21 protein-coding genes and 1 tRNA gene are annotated in these 17,899 nt (G+C 72.9%); 7 read left to right on the top strand and 15 right to left on the bottom strand.

The features are described from left to right. A complete protein-coding gene (locus tag ACFYNX_RS30315) occupies positions 1-804 on the bottom strand; it encodes an exodeoxyribonuclease III (protein ID WP_388665952.1) in 804 nt (267 codons plus the stop codon). A gap of 50 nt (positions 805-854) precedes the next feature. Here ACFYNX_RS30315 and ACFYNX_RS30310 point away from each other — a divergent pair, with 50 nt between their 5' ends. After that, positions 855-1,334: a GNAT family N-acetyltransferase gene (locus ACFYNX_RS30310; protein WP_365545140.1), complete on the top strand. Its 480-nt coding sequence runs from the start codon at positions 855-857 to the stop codon at positions 1,332-1,334. A 13-nt stretch (positions 1,335-1,347) separates the two neighbouring features. On the opposite strand, the gene ACFYNX_RS30305 is transcribed toward ACFYNX_RS30310, so the two are convergent. From ACFYNX_RS30305 to galU, 9 genes are all read right to left on the bottom strand, one after another. Next, positions 1,348-1,566, bottom strand: a complete 219-nt coding sequence (locus ACFYNX_RS30305; protein WP_388665949.1) for a hypothetical protein — start codon at positions 1,564-1,566, stop codon at positions 1,348-1,350. A 111-nt stretch (positions 1,567-1,677) separates the two neighbouring features. After that, positions 1,678-1,751, bottom strand: a tRNA-Ala gene (locus ACFYNX_RS30300). A 61-nt stretch (positions 1,752-1,812) separates the two neighbouring features. After that, positions 1,813-1,953, bottom strand: a complete 141-nt coding sequence (locus ACFYNX_RS30295) for a hypothetical protein (RefSeq protein WP_388665946.1) — start codon at positions 1,951-1,953, stop codon at positions 1,813-1,815. Beyond that, positions 1,950-2,972 (bottom strand): gephyrin-like molybdotransferase receptor GlpR, encoded by a 1,023-nt coding sequence (gene glpR / locus ACFYNX_RS30290; RefSeq protein WP_388665943.1) that lies wholly within the window; start codon positions 2,970-2,972, stop codon positions 1,950-1,952. Before glpR ends, ACFYNX_RS30295 begins: the two co-directional genes overlap by 4 nt. Positions 2,973-3,109: 137 nt before the next feature. Then, positions 3,110-3,661, bottom strand: a complete 552-nt coding sequence (locus tag ACFYNX_RS30285; protein WP_388666229.1) for a GNAT family N-acetyltransferase — start codon at positions 3,659-3,661, stop codon at positions 3,110-3,112. A gap of 56 nt (positions 3,662-3,717) precedes the next feature. Further along, entirely contained in the window at positions 3,718-4,284 is a 567-nt protein-coding gene (locus tag ACFYNX_RS30280; RefSeq protein WP_388665940.1) for a molybdenum cofactor biosynthesis protein B, read from the bottom strand. After that, positions 4,281-4,766 carry a cyclic pyranopterin monophosphate synthase MoaC gene (gene moaC, locus ACFYNX_RS30275; RefSeq protein WP_365545176.1) on the bottom strand — a complete coding sequence of 162 codons (486 nt, stop codon included), beginning with the start codon at positions 4,764-4,766 and terminating at the stop codon, positions 4,281-4,283. The genes ACFYNX_RS30280 and moaC overlap by 4 nt, the downstream gene beginning before the upstream one ends. Before the next feature lie 57 nt (positions 4,767-4,823). Next, entirely contained in the window at positions 4,824-6,188 is a 1,365-nt protein-coding gene (gene glp, locus ACFYNX_RS30270; protein ID WP_388665937.1) for a gephyrin-like molybdotransferase Glp, read from the bottom strand. 3 nt (positions 6,189-6,191) lie between these two features. Further along, positions 6,192-7,103 (bottom strand): UTP--glucose-1-phosphate uridylyltransferase GalU, encoded by a 912-nt coding sequence (galU, locus tag ACFYNX_RS30265; RefSeq protein WP_125666407.1) that lies wholly within the window; start codon positions 7,101-7,103, stop codon positions 6,192-6,194. 172 nt (positions 7,104-7,275) lie between these two features. Here galU and ACFYNX_RS30260 point away from each other — a divergent pair, with 172 nt between their 5' ends. Then, positions 7,276-7,881, top strand: a complete 606-nt coding sequence (locus ACFYNX_RS30260) for a 5-formyltetrahydrofolate cyclo-ligase (RefSeq protein WP_365545180.1) — start codon at positions 7,276-7,278, stop codon at positions 7,879-7,881. Here the strand turns inward: ACFYNX_RS30260 and ACFYNX_RS30255 are convergent. Next, positions 7,871-10,627, bottom strand: coding sequence for a penicillin acylase family protein (locus ACFYNX_RS30255; RefSeq protein ID WP_388665933.1), 2,757 nt, complete (start codon positions 10,625-10,627; stop codon positions 7,871-7,873). The two genes, ACFYNX_RS30260 and ACFYNX_RS30255, sit on opposite strands and share 11 nt — an antisense overlap. A 260-nt stretch (positions 10,628-10,887) precedes the next feature. On the opposite strand from ACFYNX_RS30255, the gene ACFYNX_RS30250 reads away from it, so the two are divergent. The 5 genes from ACFYNX_RS30250 to mscL all read left to right on the top strand — a co-directional run bounded on the left by ACFYNX_RS30250 (position 10,888) and on the right by mscL (position 15,864). Then, complete coding sequence (locus tag ACFYNX_RS30250) at positions 10,888-12,414, top strand: potassium/proton antiporter (protein WP_388665930.1); 1,527 nt, start codon at positions 10,888-10,890, stop codon at positions 12,412-12,414. A gap of 389 nt (positions 12,415-12,803) precedes the next feature. After that, entirely contained in the window at positions 12,804-14,030 is a 1,227-nt protein-coding gene (locus tag ACFYNX_RS30245) for an MFS transporter (protein ID WP_365545288.1), read from the top strand. Between the two features lie 68 nt (positions 14,031-14,098). After that, on the top strand, positions 14,099-14,428 hold the full coding sequence (locus tag ACFYNX_RS30240) for an FmdB family zinc ribbon protein (RefSeq protein WP_388665927.1): 330 nt from the start codon (positions 14,099-14,101) through the stop codon (positions 14,426-14,428). 239 nt (positions 14,429-14,667) lie between these two features. Next, complete coding sequence (locus tag ACFYNX_RS30235; protein WP_388665924.1) at positions 14,668-15,219, top strand: hypothetical protein; 552 nt, start codon at positions 14,668-14,670, stop codon at positions 15,217-15,219. Positions 15,220-15,291: 72 nt separating this feature from the next. Beyond that, on the top strand, positions 15,292-15,864 hold the full coding sequence (mscL, locus tag ACFYNX_RS30230) for a large conductance mechanosensitive channel protein MscL (RefSeq protein WP_365545195.1): 573 nt from the start codon (positions 15,292-15,294) through the stop codon (positions 15,862-15,864). A 19-nt stretch (positions 15,865-15,883) separates the two neighbouring features. On the opposite strand, the gene ACFYNX_RS30225 is transcribed toward mscL, so the two are convergent. The 4 genes from ACFYNX_RS30225 to ACFYNX_RS30210 all read right to left on the bottom strand — a co-directional run bounded on the left by ACFYNX_RS30225 (position 15,884) and on the right by ACFYNX_RS30210 (position 17,897). Further along, a complete protein-coding gene (locus ACFYNX_RS30225; RefSeq protein WP_125666421.1) occupies positions 15,884-16,105 on the bottom strand; it encodes a hypothetical protein in 222 nt (73 codons plus the stop codon). Between the two features lie 72 nt (positions 16,106-16,177). Further along, the gene (locus ACFYNX_RS30220; RefSeq protein WP_365545198.1) at positions 16,178-16,582 is read right to left on the bottom strand and encodes a hypothetical protein; all 405 of its coding nucleotides are present in this window, start codon (positions 16,580-16,582) and stop codon (positions 16,178-16,180) included. Next, positions 16,579-17,301 (bottom strand): Rieske (2Fe-2S) protein, encoded by a 723-nt coding sequence (locus ACFYNX_RS30215; RefSeq protein ID WP_388665920.1) that lies wholly within the window; start codon positions 17,299-17,301, stop codon positions 16,579-16,581. Before ACFYNX_RS30215 ends, ACFYNX_RS30220 begins: the two co-directional genes overlap by 4 nt. Then, positions 17,298-17,897 carry a 4Fe-4S dicluster domain-containing protein gene (locus ACFYNX_RS30210; protein ID WP_121832765.1) on the bottom strand — a complete coding sequence of 200 codons (600 nt, stop codon included), beginning with the start codon at positions 17,895-17,897 and terminating at the stop codon, positions 17,298-17,300. Before ACFYNX_RS30210 ends, ACFYNX_RS30215 begins: the two co-directional genes overlap by 4 nt. Positions 17,898-17,899 lie beyond the last annotated feature (2 nt).

Genomic DNA, 17,899 nt, shown 5'->3' with positions numbered 1-17,899 from the left:
CTACAGGTCGTAGATGGCGGTGACGGGCGCGTGGTCGCTCCACCGCTCGTCGTGGGTGGCGGCCCGCTCGACGTACGCCTTCACGGCCTTGGCGGCGAGCCCCGGCGTGGCGATCTGGTAGTCGATCCGCCAGCCGCTGTCGTTGTCGAAGGCGCGCCCGCGGTAGGACCACCAGGAGTAGGGCCCCTCCTGGTCGGGGTGGAGCTCCCGGACGACGTCCACGTACCCGCCGTCCTCCGCGTCGAGGACCCGGCTCAGCCACTCCCGCTCGTCGGGCAGGAAGCCGGCCTTCTTCTGGTTGGCCTTCCAGTTCTTGAGGTCGGCCTCGCGGTGGGCGATGTTCCAGTCGCCGCAGACGACGACCTCGCGCCCGTCGGCGGCGGCCCGGGCCCGGAGGTCCTTCAGGTAGGGCAGGAACTCGCCCATGAAGCGGTACTTCTCGTCCTGCCGCCCGGTGCCGACCTCGCCGGAGGGCAGGTAGAGGCTGGCGACGGTCACGCCGGGCAGGTCGGCCTCGACGTACCGGCCGCTGTCGGCGAACTCCAGGCAGCCGAAGCCGACCCGGACCGCGTCCGGCTCGCGCCGGGTGTAGAGCGAGACCCCGGCCCGCCCCTTGGCGGTGGCGGGGGCGTGCACGGCGTACCAGCCCTCGGGCGCCCGCACCTCCGGGGGGAGCTGGGCCTCCTCGGCGCGCACCTCCTGGAGGCAGAGGACGTCGGCGGAGGTCCCGGCCAGCCAGGCGGCGAAGCCCTTCTTGGCGGCGGCGCGGAGACCGTTGACATTCACACTTGTGACAGTGAGCATCCCGGGAGAATACCGACACCCGTCACCCGCACACACGTACGATGAACCGCATGAACATCCGTCCCACCCCCTACGACCACCCCGACGCGGTCAAGCTCGAAGACGCGGTCCAGGCGGAGTACGCCGTCCGTTACGGCGACGAGGGCGACGCCACCCCGCTGGACGCCGGCATGTTCGTCCCGCCCCGCGGCCTCTACCTGCTCGCCTACCACCCCGAGGGCCACCCCCTCGCCACCGGCGGCTGGCGCACCCAGGACGCCAACGACCAGGGGTACGCGGACGGCGACGCCGAGCTCAAGCGCATGTACGTGATCCCCGAGGCCCGCGGCCTGGGCCTGGCCCGCCGCATCCTCGCGGCCCTCGAAGCCGACGCCCGCGCCGCCGGCCGCACCCGCATGGTCCTGGAGACGGGCACCGCCCAGCCCGAGGCCATCGCCCTCTACACCTCCAGCGGCTACGCCCCGTGCGCCAAGTTCGGCCACTACCGGGAGTACGAGAACAGCCGCTGCTACGCGAAGTCCCTGGCCTGACGCGCCGGGCCCGTCAGCCGCCGCCCCCACTCGCGGCGCGGCGGCGGCGGTAGGCCCGGGCGGTGCCGAGGCCGATGAGGACACTGGGCAGGACGACGAGGAGCCCGTGGACGCTCAGGTCCTGATCTCCGATCAGGAACGCCGCCAGGGAGGAGAGGGCGAAGACACCGGCGCCCGTCACCACCAGGAACAGCGCGAGTTCGTTCCAGCGGTCCTTCGAACTCTGGGTCACGCTCCGCATTATCGTCCCGGGCCGAACGCGCGGCCCGGTGCCGCCCCGACGGGAACCGGAAAAGCGGAAATCCCGCCCGGCTTTTCAACCGGACGGGATTTCCGTCGTCTGTGGACCTGTGGGGATTTGAACCCCAGACCCCCTCGATGCGAACGAGGTGCGCTACCAGACTGCGCCACAGGCCCTTGCGACGTGTGAAACATTAGCACCCCGACCGACGAGAACAAAAATCGCTTCCGCCGCAGGTCAGCCGAGCCGGTCGGAGACCGTGGATCCACCCGCCGTGCGGACCGCGTGCGGGGCGGCCTCCAGGACCGTCCGGTCCTCGCCGTCGGACAGGGCGGCCGCGGCCGTGCGTCCGACGGCCCGCCCGCCCGCCGGGGTCACTCGTTGGCGGCCCGGGGGCGGTCGTCGTCCGCGTACTGGTCGAAGAGGGGGGTGCGGCCCTGGTCGCGGTCGCGGCGGGGGGCGGCCGGGCGCCGGCGGGGGGCCGGGGCGGGGGTCGGGTCGGCCGCCGTGGAGGAGCGGGCCGCGCTCCAGGTCTCCGGGTCCGTGATGTCGACGCCGCTCGACGCGCGCGGGGCGACCGGGGCGGTGACGTACGTGGGGAGCGGAACCGGGACCGGGTCCCAACTGTCACCGCGGGCCGGGCCGCGCTCGCGCTGCTGGTCCACCCACTCGGCGTGGTCGGTCTGTTCGACCAGGGCGCGCCGGTCCGCCTCCTGCGGGGAGACCGCGGGGGCCGTCGCGGGGGCCGGGTCGGCCTCCGGCTCGGGCGTCGGGGCGGGGCGGCGGCTCTCGCGCAGCTTGGCGGCCGCCGCCTCGGCGCGGCGCCGGTCCATCACGTACACGAAGCGGCGCCGCTCCTGGATCCGCAGGTGGACGATGTACGCGCTGAGGAGCAGGGCGGGGACGGCCGGCACCCACAGGAAGGGGACGCCGCCGACGGCCGCGACGACCGCGCCGAGGGTGAAGGCGAGGAAGAGGACGATCGTGGTGCGGCGGCGGCGGGCGAGGGCCTTGCCCCGGCGGGCGCGCTCGGCGGCGCCCCGTTCCGCCCCGGGCGCGGGTTCGGGCTCGGGGGCGCGGTCCGGGAGTTCCAGGCGCGCCTCCGTCCTGGCCGCGGGCGCGGAGAAGGCCCGGACGTCGACCGAGTCGAGGTGCTCGGTCGCCGCGTCCGGGTCCACGTCGGGCGTCGGGCCCTGCGCCGTACGGTCCCGCTCCTTCAGCTCCTTGGCGTAACGGCGCTCCATGCCCGCCCGTCCGGAAAGCAGCCGGATGGCGGTGCTGAAGCGTTCCGTCGGACGTGCTTCGTTCAGCTCGTCCTGCCTGCGGAGCCACATCGGTACCAAGTAGGCGGCCCAGGCCCCGACGATGACTGCGTAGATGAGGCCGCTGCTGCTCACGTCTCACACGGTAGAGGGGTTCGCAGGAGGGCATAGGCCAATTGGCCCGGTGTGTCGCACGATCTGGCTGATATCACTGAACTTTTTTGTGATTGTTCGGATCGATCGGCCGTCAACTGCCGATCGAATTCGAACACTTATTTCATTCTCGTCTGGCGCCAGCGTCTCAGCAGCCCTTCCGGCACCTCTTCCGCCGTGAGCGCGAACACCACGTGGTCCCGCCACGCCCCGTCGATGTGGAGGTAGCGGGGCCGCAGCCCCTCCTCGCGGAAGCCCAGCTTCTCCACGACCCGGCGCGAGGGCCCGTTCTCCGGGCGGATGCACACCTCCACGCGGTGCAGGCCGACCGTGCGGAAGCAGTGGTCGACGGCGAGCGCGACCGCCGTCGGCATCACCCCGCGCCCGGCCACCGCGCTGTCCACCCAGTACCCCACGTGGCCCGAGCACATCGAGCCCCAGGTGATCCCGGCCACCGTCAACTGGCCGACGAGCCGCCCCTGGTACTCGATCACGAAGGGCAGCATCCGGCCCGCGTTCGCCTCCGACCGCAGGTGGCGCACCATCTGACGGTAGGTCGGGCGCTGGGCGGGCGGGGCGCCCGGGGGCGGCGGCGGTACCGTCGCCTCCCAGGGCCGCAGCCACTCGCGGTTGCGCCGGTTCACCTCGCGCCAGACCGCGTGGTCCCGCATCCTTATCGGCCGCAGGACCACCTCGCCGTCGACGAGGACGGCGGGCCAGGACGGGATCACGACGGTCTCGGATGGTCGCCGCCGCGGATCTGGTCGACGGCGTGCCTCAGGAGCGGCTCCAGGACGGCCAGGCCGTCCCGCACCCCGCCCGACGACCCCGGCAGGTTCACGATCAGGGTGGTGCCCGCGACCCCGGCGAGGCCCCGGGAGAGCGCCGCCGTCGGCACCTTCTCCCGGCCGTACGCGCGGATGGCCTCGGGGATGCCCGGGACCTCCCGCTCCAGGACCCGGCGGGTCATCTCGGGGGTCAGGTCGGTGGGCGAGATGCCCGTGCCGCCGGTGGTGACCACCAGGTCGTACCCGGCGTCCACGGCCGCCCGGAGCGCCGCCTCGACGGGCTCCCCGTCCGGGACGACCTGCGGGCCCTCGACCGCGAACCGCAGCGCGGTCAGGGCCTCGGCGATCAGCGGGCCGCCCTTGTCCTCGTACACTCCGGCCGCCGCCCGGTTGGAGGCGGTGACGACCAGGGCGGAGTAGGCGTCCGCCGGGGTCTCCCGGGGCGCGGCGGTCCCGGCGGGCTCCGGGTGCTCGTGGGTGCCCGCCACCCGGCCGGCGCGCGTCACGACTCGCCCCGCGTCCAGCGGCCCGACTTGCCGCCCGTCTTCTCCTCCACCCGCACGTCGGAGATGACCGCGCCCTTGTCGACCGCCTTCACCATGTCGACGACCGTCAGGGCCGCCACCGAGACCGCCGTCAGGGCCTCCATCTCCACGCCCGTGCGGTCCGTGGTCCGCACGGTCGCCAGGATCTCGACCGCGTCGTCCGCGACCGACAGGTCGAGGGTGACGCCCGAGACGGCGAGCGGGTGGCAGAGCGGGATGAGGTCCGGAGTCCTCTTCGCGCCCATGATCCCGGCGATCCGGGCGGTCGCGAGCGCGTCGCCCTTGGGGACGCCCTCGCCGCGCAGCAGCTCGATCACGCGCGGCGAGACGAGGACCCGTCCGCTGGCCCGCGCCGTGCGGGCCGTGACCTCCTTCGCGGAGACGTCGACCATGCGGGCCGCCCCCGCCTCGTCGATGTGGGTGAGACCTTGCTGCGTGCTCATGGCCGTGACACTCCCGGTCGCTGTGTGGGACGACACCGTACCCCCACCCTCGCCCCCTCAGCCGAGGAGGACCACTTCCAGCTCGGCGCCCGGCTCCACGGCCTCCGTCTCCTCCGGGACCACGAGCAGGCAGTCCGCGTGCGCGAGGGCCGCGATCAGGTGGGAGCCGGCACCGCCCACGGGAGTGACGGCGCCGGTCTCCCGGTCGTACATCCCGCGCAGGAACTGGCGGCGGCCCGCCGGGGACCGCAGGGGGCCGTCCGCGTCGAGGACCGCCCGCACCCGGGGCCTGTGCAGGTCCTCCACGCCCATCAGGGCGCGGATCGCGGGCCGGACGAACAGCTCGAAGGAGACGTACGAGGAGACCGGGTTGCCCGGCAGGGCGAGCAGCGGGATCCGCTCGGCGCCGATCGCGCCGAAGCCCTGCGGCTTGCCCGGCTGCATGGCCAGCTTGCGGAAGTCGACCTCGCCGTCGGCGGTCAGCGCCTCCTTCACCACGTCGTACGCGCCGACGCTGACCCCGCCCGTGGTCACGATCAGGTCCGCCCGGATGAGCTGGTCCTCGATGGTGGAGCGCAGCGACTCCGCGTCGTCGGCGACGGCCCCCACCCGGTAGGCGAGGGCTCCGGCGTCCCGCGCGGCGGCGGCGAGCGCGAAGCTGTTGGAGTCGTGGATCTGCCCCGAGCCCAGCGGCTCGCCCGGCTGGACCAGCTCGCTGCCGGTGGAGATGACGACGACCCGGGGGCGGGGCCGCACCCGGACCGTGCCGCGCCCGATCGCGGCGAGCAGCCCGATCTGCGGCGGCCCGAGGACCGTGCCGGCCGCCAGGGCCGGCTCTCCGGCGCGGACGTCGCTGCCCTGCGCGCGCACGTGGGCGCGGGCCTCGGCCGCGCGGTGCACCCGGACCTCGCCGCCCGCGCCCTCGGGGGCGGCGCTCGCGGCGCTCATGCCGGTGGCCGCTCCCCCGCCCGTACCGCCGTCGGTCCACTCGACGGGGACGACGGCCTCGGCGCCGGGCGGCAGCGGGGCGCCGGTCATGATCCGGGCGGCCTGGCCGGGGCCGACCTCGGGCAGGCCGTCCGCGCCGGCCGCGACGTCGCCGATCACCGTGAGGACGGCGGGGAACTCCTCGGTGGCCCCGGCGACGTCGGCGACCCGGACCGCGTACCCGTCCATGGAGCTGTTGTCGAAGGGGGGCAGCGCGACCGGCACCGTCACGTCCTCGACGAGGACGCAGCCCTGCGCGTCGAGCAGTTGCAGTTCGATGGGTTCGAGCGGGCTCACGGACGCGAGGACGTCGGCCAGGTGCTCGTCGACCGTCCACAGGTCGCGGGCCGGGCCCGCGCAGGGGTCGGGCGCGCCCTTCTCCCGGTCCTCGTCGTGGTCGTCGTGGGACGGCGACGGCGCCGTGCTGCTGCTCAAGGCCTACATCTCCTCGCTGACGTATCTCCGGAGCCAGGCCCGGAAGTCCGGTCCCAGATCTTCACGTTCGCACGCGAGTCTGACAATGGCACGCAGATAGTCGCCGCGGTCGCCGGTGTCATAACGGCGCCCCTTGAACACGACGCCGTGCACCGGGCCGCCGATCTTCTCGTCCGAGGCGAGCTTCTGCAGGGCGTCGGTGAGCTGGATCTCCCCGCCGCGGCCCGGCTCGGTCTCCCGCAGGGTGCCGAAGACGGCCGGGTCCAGGACGTAGCGGCCGATGATCGCGTAGTTGCTGGGCGCCTCGCCCGGGTCGGGCTTCTCGACCAGGTCCGTCACCTTGACGACGTCCCCGTCGGCGGTGGCCTCGACCGCCGCGCAGCCGTAGAGGTGGATCTGCGAGGGCTCGACCTCCATCAGGGCGATCACGCTGCCGCCCTCCCGCTCCTGGACCTCCACCATCCGTGCGAGCAGGGGGTCGCGCGGGTCGATCAGGTCGTCGCCGAGGAGCACCGCGAAGGGCTGGTCGCCGACGTGCGGGGCGGCGCACAGGACGGCGTGGCCGAGGCCGCGCGGGGCGCCCTGGCGCACGTAGTGCATGGTGGCGAGGTCGCTGGGCTCCTGGACCTTGGAGAGGCGCTCGGCGTCGCCCTTCCGGCTCAGGGCCTCCTCCAGCTCGTGGTTCCGGTCGAAGTGGTCCTCCAGGGGACGCTTGTTCCGGCCGGTGATCATCAGGACGTCGGAGAGGCCGGCCGCGACGGCCTCCTCCACGACGTACTGGATGGCCGGCTTGTCGACGACCGGCAGCATCTCCTTCGGCGTCGCCTTGGTCGCCGGGAGGAAGCGGGTGCCGAGGCCGGCGGCCGGGATGACGGCCTTGCTGATCCGGCCGAGCCTGGGGAGGGACTGATTCATGCGGTGCACCCTAACGGTTCGTAATGAGAGGAAGATGTGGGTTCGATTAACTTCCTCCGCATAAAGGCAGTTGGAAGGGCTTCACGCATTCACCCGCTCCTTCACCCGCCCACCCGCCCACCCGCCCCCGTATTCACCCGCTCGTCCACCCGCGCATTCGCAGAGGAACGCCATGACACCGGAAATGTCCGAAAAGAGCTTGCTGCGCAGCCGACTTCTGGGCGCCCGCGCCGCGCTGACTCCCGCGTCCCTCGCGGAATCCGCCGGTTCCCTGGCCCGGCAGGGGGTGGAACTGCCCGAGCTGGCCGGGGCGTCCACCGTCGCCGCGTACGTGTCCGTGGGCCGCGAGCCGGGCACGCGCGCGCTGCTCGACGCGCTCCACGCGCGCGGGGTGCGGGTCCTGCTCCCGGTCCTGCTCCCGGACAACGACCTGGACTGGGCCGCGTACGAGGGCCCGGACCGGCTCGCGCGGGCGGGCCGGGGGCTGCTCGAACCGGTCGGGCCCCGGCTCGGCCCGGAGGCGGTGTGCGCGGCGGACGCCGTGCTGCTGCCGGGGCTCGCGGTGGACGCGCGCGGGATGCGGCTCGGGCGGGGCGGCGGCTCGTACGACCGGGTCCTCGCCCGGCTCGTACGGGCCGGCCGGGACCCGGCCCTGGTGGTCCTCCTCTACGCGGACGAGGTGGTCGGACGGGTCCCGGAGGAACCGCACGACCACCCCGTGCACGCGGTGGTGACCCCGGAGGCGGTGATCCGCTTCCGGGCGGCCCCTACGGCCTGAGGACCAGCGTGTCCTTCGTCGCCGCGTCGACCGCCGCCCTGCCGTAGGCCCAGTCGTACAGCTCGCCCCTGGCCCACGCGTCCGTCTGGTCGGTGTAGTGCGAGTGGAAGGCGTGGCCGGAGGCGCCGGTCAGGTTGATCCACCGGGACCTGTCCCAGTCGCCGACGTTGACGACCATCCGCATCGACGGGACCCAGATGACCTCGTAGCCGCCGGCCGCGTTCCAGCCGGTGGCGTCGACGGCCGCCTCGCCGCCGCCCAGGTTCCACGGGCCGCGGTTGAGGAGCTGCCGCACGACGCCGGGTCCGGCGGTGCCGAGGGTCTGGTTCTTCAGGGTGAGCTGGTGCAGCCGGCCCCAGCTCCAGGTGGAGACGTCCTTGCCGAGCTTGGCGGTCAGCTCCCAGCGCGCGTCCTTCATGGCGCGGGCGAGCAGTTGGTCACGGGTCTCGGTGGCCTGGTCGGTGCGGGTGCCGGGGGTGGTCCACCACTCGCTCCTCTCCTGCTTGAGGAGCGGGCGGACGACCTCGTACCAGCGGTCGCCGCCGTCCGGCTGCGCCGAGTCGGGGTCGCGCTGGCCGCACTCGCGGACGAGCTTGTTCTGCTCGTCGACCGGGCCGGTGGCGTCGGCCGGACGCACGTTGACGCAGTCGCCCTCGGCGCGCACCTCCTTGGGCAGCTTGTCGCCGAAGGAGAGCTTGAGGACGTTGCGCCAGACCGCGTTGAAGTAGGCGGCGGCGGCCGAGTCGGGCTCCTGGGTGTAGTCCCAGCCCTCCAGGAGCTTCTGCGCCTCGCGGACGTACGGGTCGGCGATGTCGATCTTGAGCAGGAGCGGGTTGAGCAGGGTCGCGATCTCGCTGCGGTTGTCCGTCTGCATGGTCCGCATGTCGTCCGGCGAGATCTTGCCGCCGTCCTTGGTCTTCGACTCGATCAGGTCGTTGATCCGCTGGCTGCGCGAGCCGTAGCCCCAGTCCTTCGTGAGCAGGTCGGAGTAGCCCTTCGGGTCGATCACGGCCTGGTTGGCGGTGACGATGTAGCCGCGCTCCGGGTCGTACTCGTAGGGCAGCTTCTCGAAGGGGATGTACCCCTTCCACTTGTACGAGGAGTCCCAGCCGGGCGCGGGCAGGGTGCCGTCGCCCTTGGCGCGCTGCGGGATCTTGCCCGGCGACTGGTAGCCGATGTGGCCCTCGGTGTCGGCGTAGATCAGGTTCTGCGAGGGGACCTCGAAGTTCCTGGCGGCGGCCCGGAAGGTGTCGAAGTCCTTGGCGCGGTCGATGGCGAAGATCGCGTCCATCGACCTGCCGGGCTGGAGGGCGGTCCACTGGAGGGAGACGCCGTAGCCGGTGCCGCGGTCGGGGGCGGCGTTGCCGACGGGGGCCTTCTGGCCGACCGTCTCCAGTTCGGAGGAGCGGTCGGAGACCAGCGGGCCGTGCTCGGTGGAGCGGACGGTGATCTTGCGGTCGGCGCCGCCGGCGACCTTGATGGTCTCCTCGCGGACGGTGAAGGGCTTGACCTTGCCGTCGACGAGGTAGCCGTCGGGGCCGATCTTCTCCAGGTAGAGGTCGGTGACGTCGGCGCCGAGGTTGGTGAGGCCCCAGGCGATCCTGTCGTTGTGTCCGATGATCACACCGGGCATGCCGGAGAAGGTGTAGCCGGAGACGTCGTAGCGGCAGGTGGCCGAGACCGAGCGGCAGTGCAGGCCCATCTGGTACCAGAGGGACGGGAGCTGCGGCGCGAGGTGCGGGTCGTTGGCGAGCAGCGGCTTGCCGGAGGTCGTGTACTTCCCGGCGACGACCCAGGAGTTCGAGCCGATGCCGTTGCCGTTGGGGCCGAGCAGGGCCGGGACGCCGTCGAGGACCTCGGAGAGGGCGCTCAACTGGGACGACATGCCCTGGGAGCCGGAGCCGTCGGAGCCGTTCGAGCCGGTGGGATCGGTGCCCGGCGTCTCGCCCGTGCCGAGGTCGTCGTCCTCGCCCCCGCCCTTCGGGTCGAACTTCCCGGTGGACCCGTCGACCTTCCCGCCGCCCACGATCGGCTGGTGGAGCGCGTACGGGTACTCCGGGTAGAGCTGCTTGATCTGCGCCGGGGTCAGCCGGCTGGTGAGCAGCGAGCGGTCGATCTCGTCCTGCATGTTGCCGCGCAGGTCCCAGGCCATGGCCTTCAGCCAGGCCACCGAGTCGACCGGGGTCCACGGCTCGATCGCGTAGTCGTTGGTGAGGGCCAGGGCCGCGTACTCGACGGAGACGTCGCCCGGCTTCCGGTCCTTCAGGTAGGCGTTCACGCCCTCCGCGTACGCCTGGAGGTACTTCTTGGTCTCCGCCGACAGGACCTTGTCGTACTCCTCCTGCGCGACCCGGCGCCAGCCGAGGGTGCGCAGGAAGGAGTCGGTCTCGACCTGGCCCTCGCCGAACATCTCGGAGAGCCGGCCCGCGGTCACGTGCCGGCGGACGTCCATCTCGTAGAAGCGGTCCTGCGCCTGGACGTAGCCCTGGGCGCGGAAGAGGTCCGTCTCGTTGTCGGCGTAGATCTGGGGGACCCCCTTGGCGTCCCGCTTCACCTCCACCTGGCCCGAGAGGCTGTCGAGGCGGATCTCACCGGTGGTCTGCGGGAACGAGGCCCGGACGGTGCTGACGCCCCAGTAACCGCCGGCCCCGACGCCCGCGACCAGCACGAGGACCAGGAGGACGAGGAGCAGGCGGGCACGCCGCCCTTTCTTCTTGGCGGGGGGCGCGGACGTGTTGGAGGGCATCGCTGTCCTTCGAGGGGCAGGGTGGTCCTGGAGTACGGGAGCCACCTTAGGCGCAGCGTCCGGACGGCTCGGACGCGGTGTCAGGAAGAGAACCGTACTGGTGAGCGGGTGAGCCACCGGGAAGGCGTCAAGAAAACGTTAAAGATTAGGTAAGGTAACGAAGTGTCGCCCGCTGGAGGAACGATCCAGCCGCATATGAGGGGAAGGACCGGCCACTGACTGTCCACCAGCTCAACGAACTCCTGCTCGTCAGCTCGCTCGTGCTGCTGATCGCCGTGGCGGCCGTGCGGATCTCCTCCCGGAGCGGGCTCCCCAGCCTCCTGCTGTACCTGGGGATCGGCGTCGCCATCGGGCAGGACGGCATCGGCAACATCGCCTTCGACAACGCCGGGCTGACGCAGGTCATCGGCTACGCGGCCCTCGTCGTGATCCTCGCCGAGGGCGGCCTCGGCACGAAGTGGAAGGAGGTCAAGCCGGCCCTCCCGGCCGCCGCCGTCCTCTCCACCGTCGGCGTCGCGGTCAGCGTCGGCGTCACCGCCGCCGGTGCGCACTACCTCGTCGGCCTGGAATGGCGGCAGGCCCTGATCATCGGCGCCGTCGTGTCCTCCACCGACGCCGCCGCGGTCTTCTCCGTGCTGCGCAAGGTGCCCCTGCCCTCACGGGTCACCGGCGTCCTGGAGGCCGAGTCCGGCTTCAACGACGCCCCCGTCGTCATCCTGGTCGTCGCCTTCTCCACCGCCGGACCGATCGACCACTGGTACGTGCTCCTCGGCGAGATCGCCCTGGAACTGGCCATCGGCGCGGCCATCGGCGTCGCGGTCGGCTTCCTCGGCGCCTACGGGCTGCGGCACGTCGCCCTGCCCGCCTCCGGCCTCTACCCGATCGCCGTCATGGCCATCGCCGTCGTCGCGTACGCCGCCGGCGCCCTGGCCCACGGCTCCGGGTTCCTCGCCGTCTACCTGGCCTCGATGATCCTCGGCAACGCCAAGCTGCCGCACGCGCCCGCGAACCGGGGCTTCGCCGAGGGGCTCGGCTGGATCGCGCAGATCGGCATGTTCGTCCTGCTCGGCCTGCTCGTCACCCCGCACGACCTCGTCAACGACTTCTGGCCCGCCGTCGTCATCGGCCTAGTCCTGACCATGGTGGCGCGGCCCACGGAGGTCCTGGTCAGCCTGCTGCCGTTCCGCATCCCCTGGCAGGAGCAGGCCCTCATGTCCTGGGCCGGCCTGCGCGGAGCCGTCCCCATCATCCTGGCCACCATCCCGATGGTGTCGAAGGTCGAGGGCAGCGAGCGGATCTTCAACATCGTCTTCGTCCTGGTCGTCGTCTACACCCTCATCCAGGGCCCGACGCTGCCCTGGCTGGCGAAGGCGCTCAAGCTCGGCGCCTCCTCGGACGCCTCCGACCTCGGCGTCGAGTCCGCGCCCCTGGAGCGGCTGCGCGGCCACCTGCTCTCCGTCGGCATCCCGGAGGGCTCCCGGATGCACGGCGTGGAGGTCGCCGAGCTGCGCCTCCCGGCCGGAGCGGCGGTCACCCTCGTCGTACGGGACGAGAAGAGCTTCGTACCGGGCCCCACGACCGTCCTGCGGCACGGCGACGAGCTCCTGGTCGTCGCCACCGACCCGGTGCGGGACGCCGCCGAGCGGCGCCTGCGGGCGGTCGGCCAGGGCGGCAAGCTCGCCGGCTGGCTCGGCACGGGGGGCGGCTCGACGGCGCTCGGCCCGCCGCCGGGCACGGAGACGCGCTTCCACCGGGCCGGGCACCGGCAGAAGAAACCGACCGGCTGAGACCTGGCGCACATCGATCCCCGTGATCGCAGGAATCGATTCGGAGGGGGGAGCGTTTCCCAGGCGGGAGGACGCTCCTTCCCTGTACCATGAAGGCACACCTGATCGAACCAACTCTGCCTGACGCAGAGCTGGCGCGACCGTATGGCGGCCGTGGCGCCCCTCCGCAGTGGGGCCGGCCCGGTATCTACCGCAGTTCCGCGCATGAGGACAGCTCTCGGCGACACCCGCACCACCGTGCACGGGACGCGCTACCAGGCGGCGGAAAGGCAAGGGCCGTGGCATCCACGGTCACCACCGGCACGGTCGACACCGACGAGCGCCCCGGCACGGGCACGGTCGGCACCGACGAGCGGGCCACCACGGGCAAGCGGCCCGGTTACGGACAGTTGCTGCGCACCCCCGGCGCGCTGTCCTTCCTGCTCCCCGGGTTCGCCGCCCGGCAGCCCTTCGCGATGCTGACCATCGGCATCGTCCTGCTCGTCCAGCACACCACCGGCTCCTTCGGCAGCGCCGGCGCGGTCGCCGCCGTCACCGGCGTCTCCATGGCGCTCTTCGCGCCGCAGAGCGGCAAGCTCGCCGACCGCTTCGGCCAGCGCGCCGTCCTGGTCCCCGGCGTCCTCGTCCACACCGCGTCCGTCTCCCTGCTCGTGGCCCTCGCCCTGGCCGGCGCCCCGCTCTGGGCGCTGTTCCTGGCCGCCGTGCCCGCCGGCGCCTCCGTGCCGCAGGTCGGACCGATGGTCCGGGCCCGCTGGGCGGCCAAGCTGGACGGCACTCCGCTGATGCCGACGGCCGCGGCCTTCGAGTCCGTCACGGACGAGTTCACCTTCGTCGTCGGCCCCGTCCTGGCCACCGCCCTGTGCACCGGCGTCCACCCGGCCGCCGGACTGATCGCCGAGGCCGGCCTCACCCTCGTCGGCGGCCTGTTCTTCGCCGCGCAGCGCGCCACCCAGCCCGCGCACGGCTTGGCCGCCGCCCACGCCTCCGAGCCGCACCGCTCGGCGCTCTCCGTGCCCGGCGTCCGCGTCCTGATCGTCGCCTTCCTCGGCATCGGCTCCGTCTTCGGCGGCATGCAGGTCTCCCTGACCGCCTTCAGCGAGGAGATCGGCAACCCCGGCGTCAACGGCCTGCTGTACGGGGTCTTCGCCGCCGGCAACATGCTCGCGGGCATCGCCATGGGCGCCGTCGCCTGGAAGACCGGCCCCCTGCGCCGCCTGGTCCTGGGCTACGCGGGGCTCACCGTCGCCGCGTCCCTGCTGTGGTCCGTGCACTCGGTGCTGCTCCTCGGCGCCCTGGGCCTGGTCGTGGGCCTGTGCATCGCCCCCGCCCTGATCACCGGCTACACCATCGTCGAGACCCTGATCCCGGCCTCGGCCCGCACGGAGGCCTTCACCTGGCTCACCGGCGCGGTCGCGCTCGGCCAGGCGGCGGCCGTCACGGTCGCCGGCCGCCTCGCCGACGCGCACGGCGCGAGCACCGGATTCCTGGTGCCGATGGCCGGCACGGCCCTCGCCCTGACCACGCTGGTGCTGCTGCGGTCGCGGCTGAAGCCGCGCGAGGCGAGCCGGGTCGCGGCGCGTGGCATCGGTCACCGCGTGCCGGTGGCGGTGGACTGAGGCCCCGGAATACGTCACTATGGATCGTCGTTAGCACTCGATGAGTGTGAGTGCCAGGAGGAAGTCAAGTGCCGACCTACCAGTACCAGTGCACCGAGTGCGGCGAAGGCCTCGAGGCGGTGCAGAAGTTCACCGATGACGCGCTGACCGAGTGCCCGAGCTGCAAGGGCCGCCTGAAGAAGGTGTTCTCGGCCGTCGGCATCGTCTTCAAGGGATCCGGCTTCTACCGGAACGACAGCCGCGGCTCTTCGTCCAGCAGCTCGCCGGCGTCGTCCTCGTCGAAGTCCTCGTCGGGTTCGACCTCGACGTCGGACGCGAAGCCCGCCGCTTCGGCCGCGTCGTCGTCCTCTTCCTCCTCCTCGACGTCCTCGTCGAGCACCGGAAGCTCGGCCGCCTGATCCTGTTCCTCCCCGAGGGCCCCGTCGCGTGCGACGGGGCCCTCGGGCGTGCTCGGGGGCCCCGGACGGCAGCCGGGGTTCCCTCGGGCGGCAGCCGGGGTTCCCTCGGGCGGGTGAGGGAGTTCTCCACAGGCGCCGGGTGATCCACAGGGCGGAGCGGGACGGTGGCGGGGCGAGGAGAGTGGGAGCCGCTTTCCCGTTCCTTCTCGCTCCTTCCCCCTCCGGACAGGCGGTGCCCCGTGACGACCACGACCAGCTCCCCTTCTTCTCCCGTCTCCTCCGTCTCCGTGCCGGCGCCGTGTGCGGTGCCGGCCTTCGAGCCCGTACGGGTACGGGGCGCCCGGCCGCGTCTGCGCAGGGCGCTGCGCCGGGGGCGGCGGGTGCCGGTGGTGCTCCTGGCGCTGATGGCGGCGGCACTGGCCGTGGCGGGAGCCGTCTCGGGGCGCGGGGGGCCGTCTCCCGGAAGTGCGAAGGCCGCCACCGTCTCCCCCGCGCGTCCCGCGCCGGCCGTCCCCCTGGTGTCCGCTCCGGTGCGGATCGCCGACGCCGCGACCGTGCGGCTGTTGCGGCCCGGGGACCGGGTCGACGTGATCGCCGCGCCCCAGGGTCTGCCCGGCGGTGAGGGCGAGGCCCGGGTGGTCGCGGCGGGCGCCCGGGTCGCCGAGGTCCCGCGAGCGGACGGGGACCAACAGGACGCGGGGGCGCTCGTCGTCCTCTCCGTGCCCCGGGCGACGGCCGCGGTGCTGGCGGGTGCCGGTGTCACGTCCCGCCTGGCGGTGACGCTGTGTTGATTCGCACGCACAGGCTGTCGAGTAACCGTCCCGTGTGTACGGATTGGACGCCTTCGCGCCGAGCACGGCGTAATGACACGGCACGCAGCACAAGTGACGGAGACGAAAGGCACCTCGGTGGCGAAGAAGGAAACCGTGCTGGGAGGCTTCAAGGCCTTCCTGATGCGCGGCAATGTGATCGACCTGGCGGTGGCGGTCGTCATCGGCGCCGCGTTCACGAACATCGTGAACTCGGTGGTCAAGGGCATCATCAACCCGATCGTGGGCGCCTTCGGCACGAAGGACCTGGAGAGCTACTCGTCCTGCATCAAGGGCACCTGCGAGGTGGTCGACGGCGAGGTGCAGGGCATCCAGCTCCAGTGGGGCCTGGTCCTCAGCGCGGTGCTGAGCTTCCTGATCACCGCGGCCGTCGTCTACTTCCTGATGGTCCTGCCGATGGCGAAGATCCTCGCGAAGCGCGCCGCGCACGACAAGGCGAAGGAGGGCGTCCAGGAGACGATGGAGGTCAGCGAGCTGGAGGTGCTCAAGGAGATCCGCGACCACCTCGTCGCCCAGCGCGGCCCCTCGGCGGGGACGGGCACGGGAACGGGTCCCGGAACCGGTTCGGGTTCCGGTGGTGGCACGGGGGCACACCCCACCTCCTGACCGGCGTCGTGCGCCGGGTTCAGAGGTGGTGCGGCGGCTTCTCGTCGAGGAAGCGCGCGAGGTCGGCGGCGCTGTCGCCACCGGTAGGAGGCCGCTCGCCCCACCCGCGGTCCGTGTCGTCCGCGGACTGGCGGTCCAGCGGATCGTCGAAGACGATGGCCGGCCGGGGCCTGCCCTCGGGGCGGGCGGGCGTGCCGGGTCGCTCCGTGTCTCGCGGGCCGTGGGCGGGGGCGGTGCTCATCCCTTCAGGGTACGCCCGCCGCCCCGTTCCGCGCCCGTCCGTCGCATGCCCGCCTGTTGCGCGGGCCCTCGCTCAGCGGTCCTTCGGGTCGAGCAGCCAGAGGCCGAGCACCACGAGGAACGACAGGACGAGGAAGCCCGCGCCCCACCAGGCGGTGCCGGTGTCGCCGGACATCCACTCGTCCACCACGATCGTCAGGCCCCAGAGCTGGCCGACGACGACCGAGAGCGCGAGGACGAGACGGGCGGTCAGCTTCGCGGAGCGCTCCGGCTCCTGCTCCGTGCCGGCGCCCGGCCCCGGCCCGGTGTGCCGGACCCGGGGGTCGCCGTAGCCGCTGGTGGGCCGGATCTGCGGGTAGCGCTCGTGCAGGGGGCGGTTCAGGCGCGGCTGGACGCTGCCCGGGGTGTACGCGGGGGGCCGGGGCGGCTCCGCCGGTCCCGGGGCCTCCGGGTCGCGGGGGAAGGCGCTCTCGCTCATGTCCGCTCGCTCCTCTCCGGCACCCGTGCGCCCGCGCCCGCACCTGTACCGGCGCCCGCTCCCGTGCCCGTACTCGTACTCGTACCCGCGCCGTCGGCGGAGGCTCCGGGGCAGCCCAGGCGGGTGGCGAGGTCCGGGCGGTCCTGGCCGAGTTCGCGGCAGAGGCCCTCGCGGGCGCTCTCGCCCGAGCGGGCGGTGCCGACCGCCCAGACGCTGCCGTCGGCCTCCTCCACGAGGAGCACCTTGGGAAGGCCCCGGGGTGGCGGGCCGGCCGTGACCTCTCCCGTGCGCGCGTCGAAGACGCCCTCGTGGCAGGGGCAGTACAGCTCGCCCTCGCTCCCCCGGTCCTTGCGCCACAGGACGGCGCAGGCGAGGTGGGTGCAGACGGCGGAGTAGCCGGCGAGGGTGCCGTCCTCCAGGCGGACGGCGACCGCGCGGTCGTCGGCGCCGGGGTAGCGGAAGGCGAGGGAGTCGCCGGGCAGGATCCGGTCGGCGATCCGCTTCGGCTCGGGGGCGCCGTCGCCGTCGCCGTGCCGGTGCAGGATGCCGGCGGCGACGCCGATGCCGCCGACGGCGAGGCCGCCGGAGACGGTGGCGACGATCCGCAGGTAGTCGCGGCGGGTGGTGAGGGAGTCGGCGGCGATCCGGTCGTGGAGCGCGTCCTGGGCCGCGTCGGTGCGGGGGTCCGGGGCGGGCGGCTGGGGATCGGTGACGCTCAACGGACGTCCTTTCCGTTGATCTCCACGACGGGGAGCCCGCCGGGGACCGGCCACTGGACCTTGTCGGCGGGGACGACCATCGCGACCCCGGTGGAGACGGTGGTGGTGCCGAAGGTGAAGGAGTCGGCGACCTGGACGCCGGGGCGTTCGGCCCGCAGCTCCTCGACGGTGCCGTAGAAGAGGGCGCCGGTGGGGCAGACGGTGGCGCACATGGGGGCGAGGCCGTAGGCGGTGCGGTCGTAGCAGAGGTTGCACTTCATCTGGAGCTTGGCCTGGAGGTCGATCTTGGGCACGCCGAAGGGGCAGGCGTTGACGCAGTTGGCGCAGCCGATGCAGCGGGTGGTGTCGGCCTGCTGCACGACGCCGTCGGGGGTGACGAGGATCGCGTCGGCGGGGCAGACCTCGGCGCAGGGGGCGACGGGGTCCTCGCAGTGCATGCAGACGGTGGGGAGGGAGGCGACGGAGTGGCCCTCGTCGGGGTAGTCGAGGTGGATCATCGACTTGCCGCGGTGGGAGTCGCATTCGCGGCAGGCGGAGACGCAGGCCTGGCAGCCGATGCAGCGGCCGGGGTCGATGAAGATCGTGCGGCCCATCATGT

It is taken from the genome of Streptomyces sp. NPDC007872, from assembly GCF_042868165.1.
GTDB lineage: Bacteria > Actinomycetota > Actinomycetes > Streptomycetales > Streptomycetaceae > Streptomyces.
Note: the sequence above shows the minus strand (reverse complement) of the source record. Positions and strands in the feature narration are given on the sequence as shown.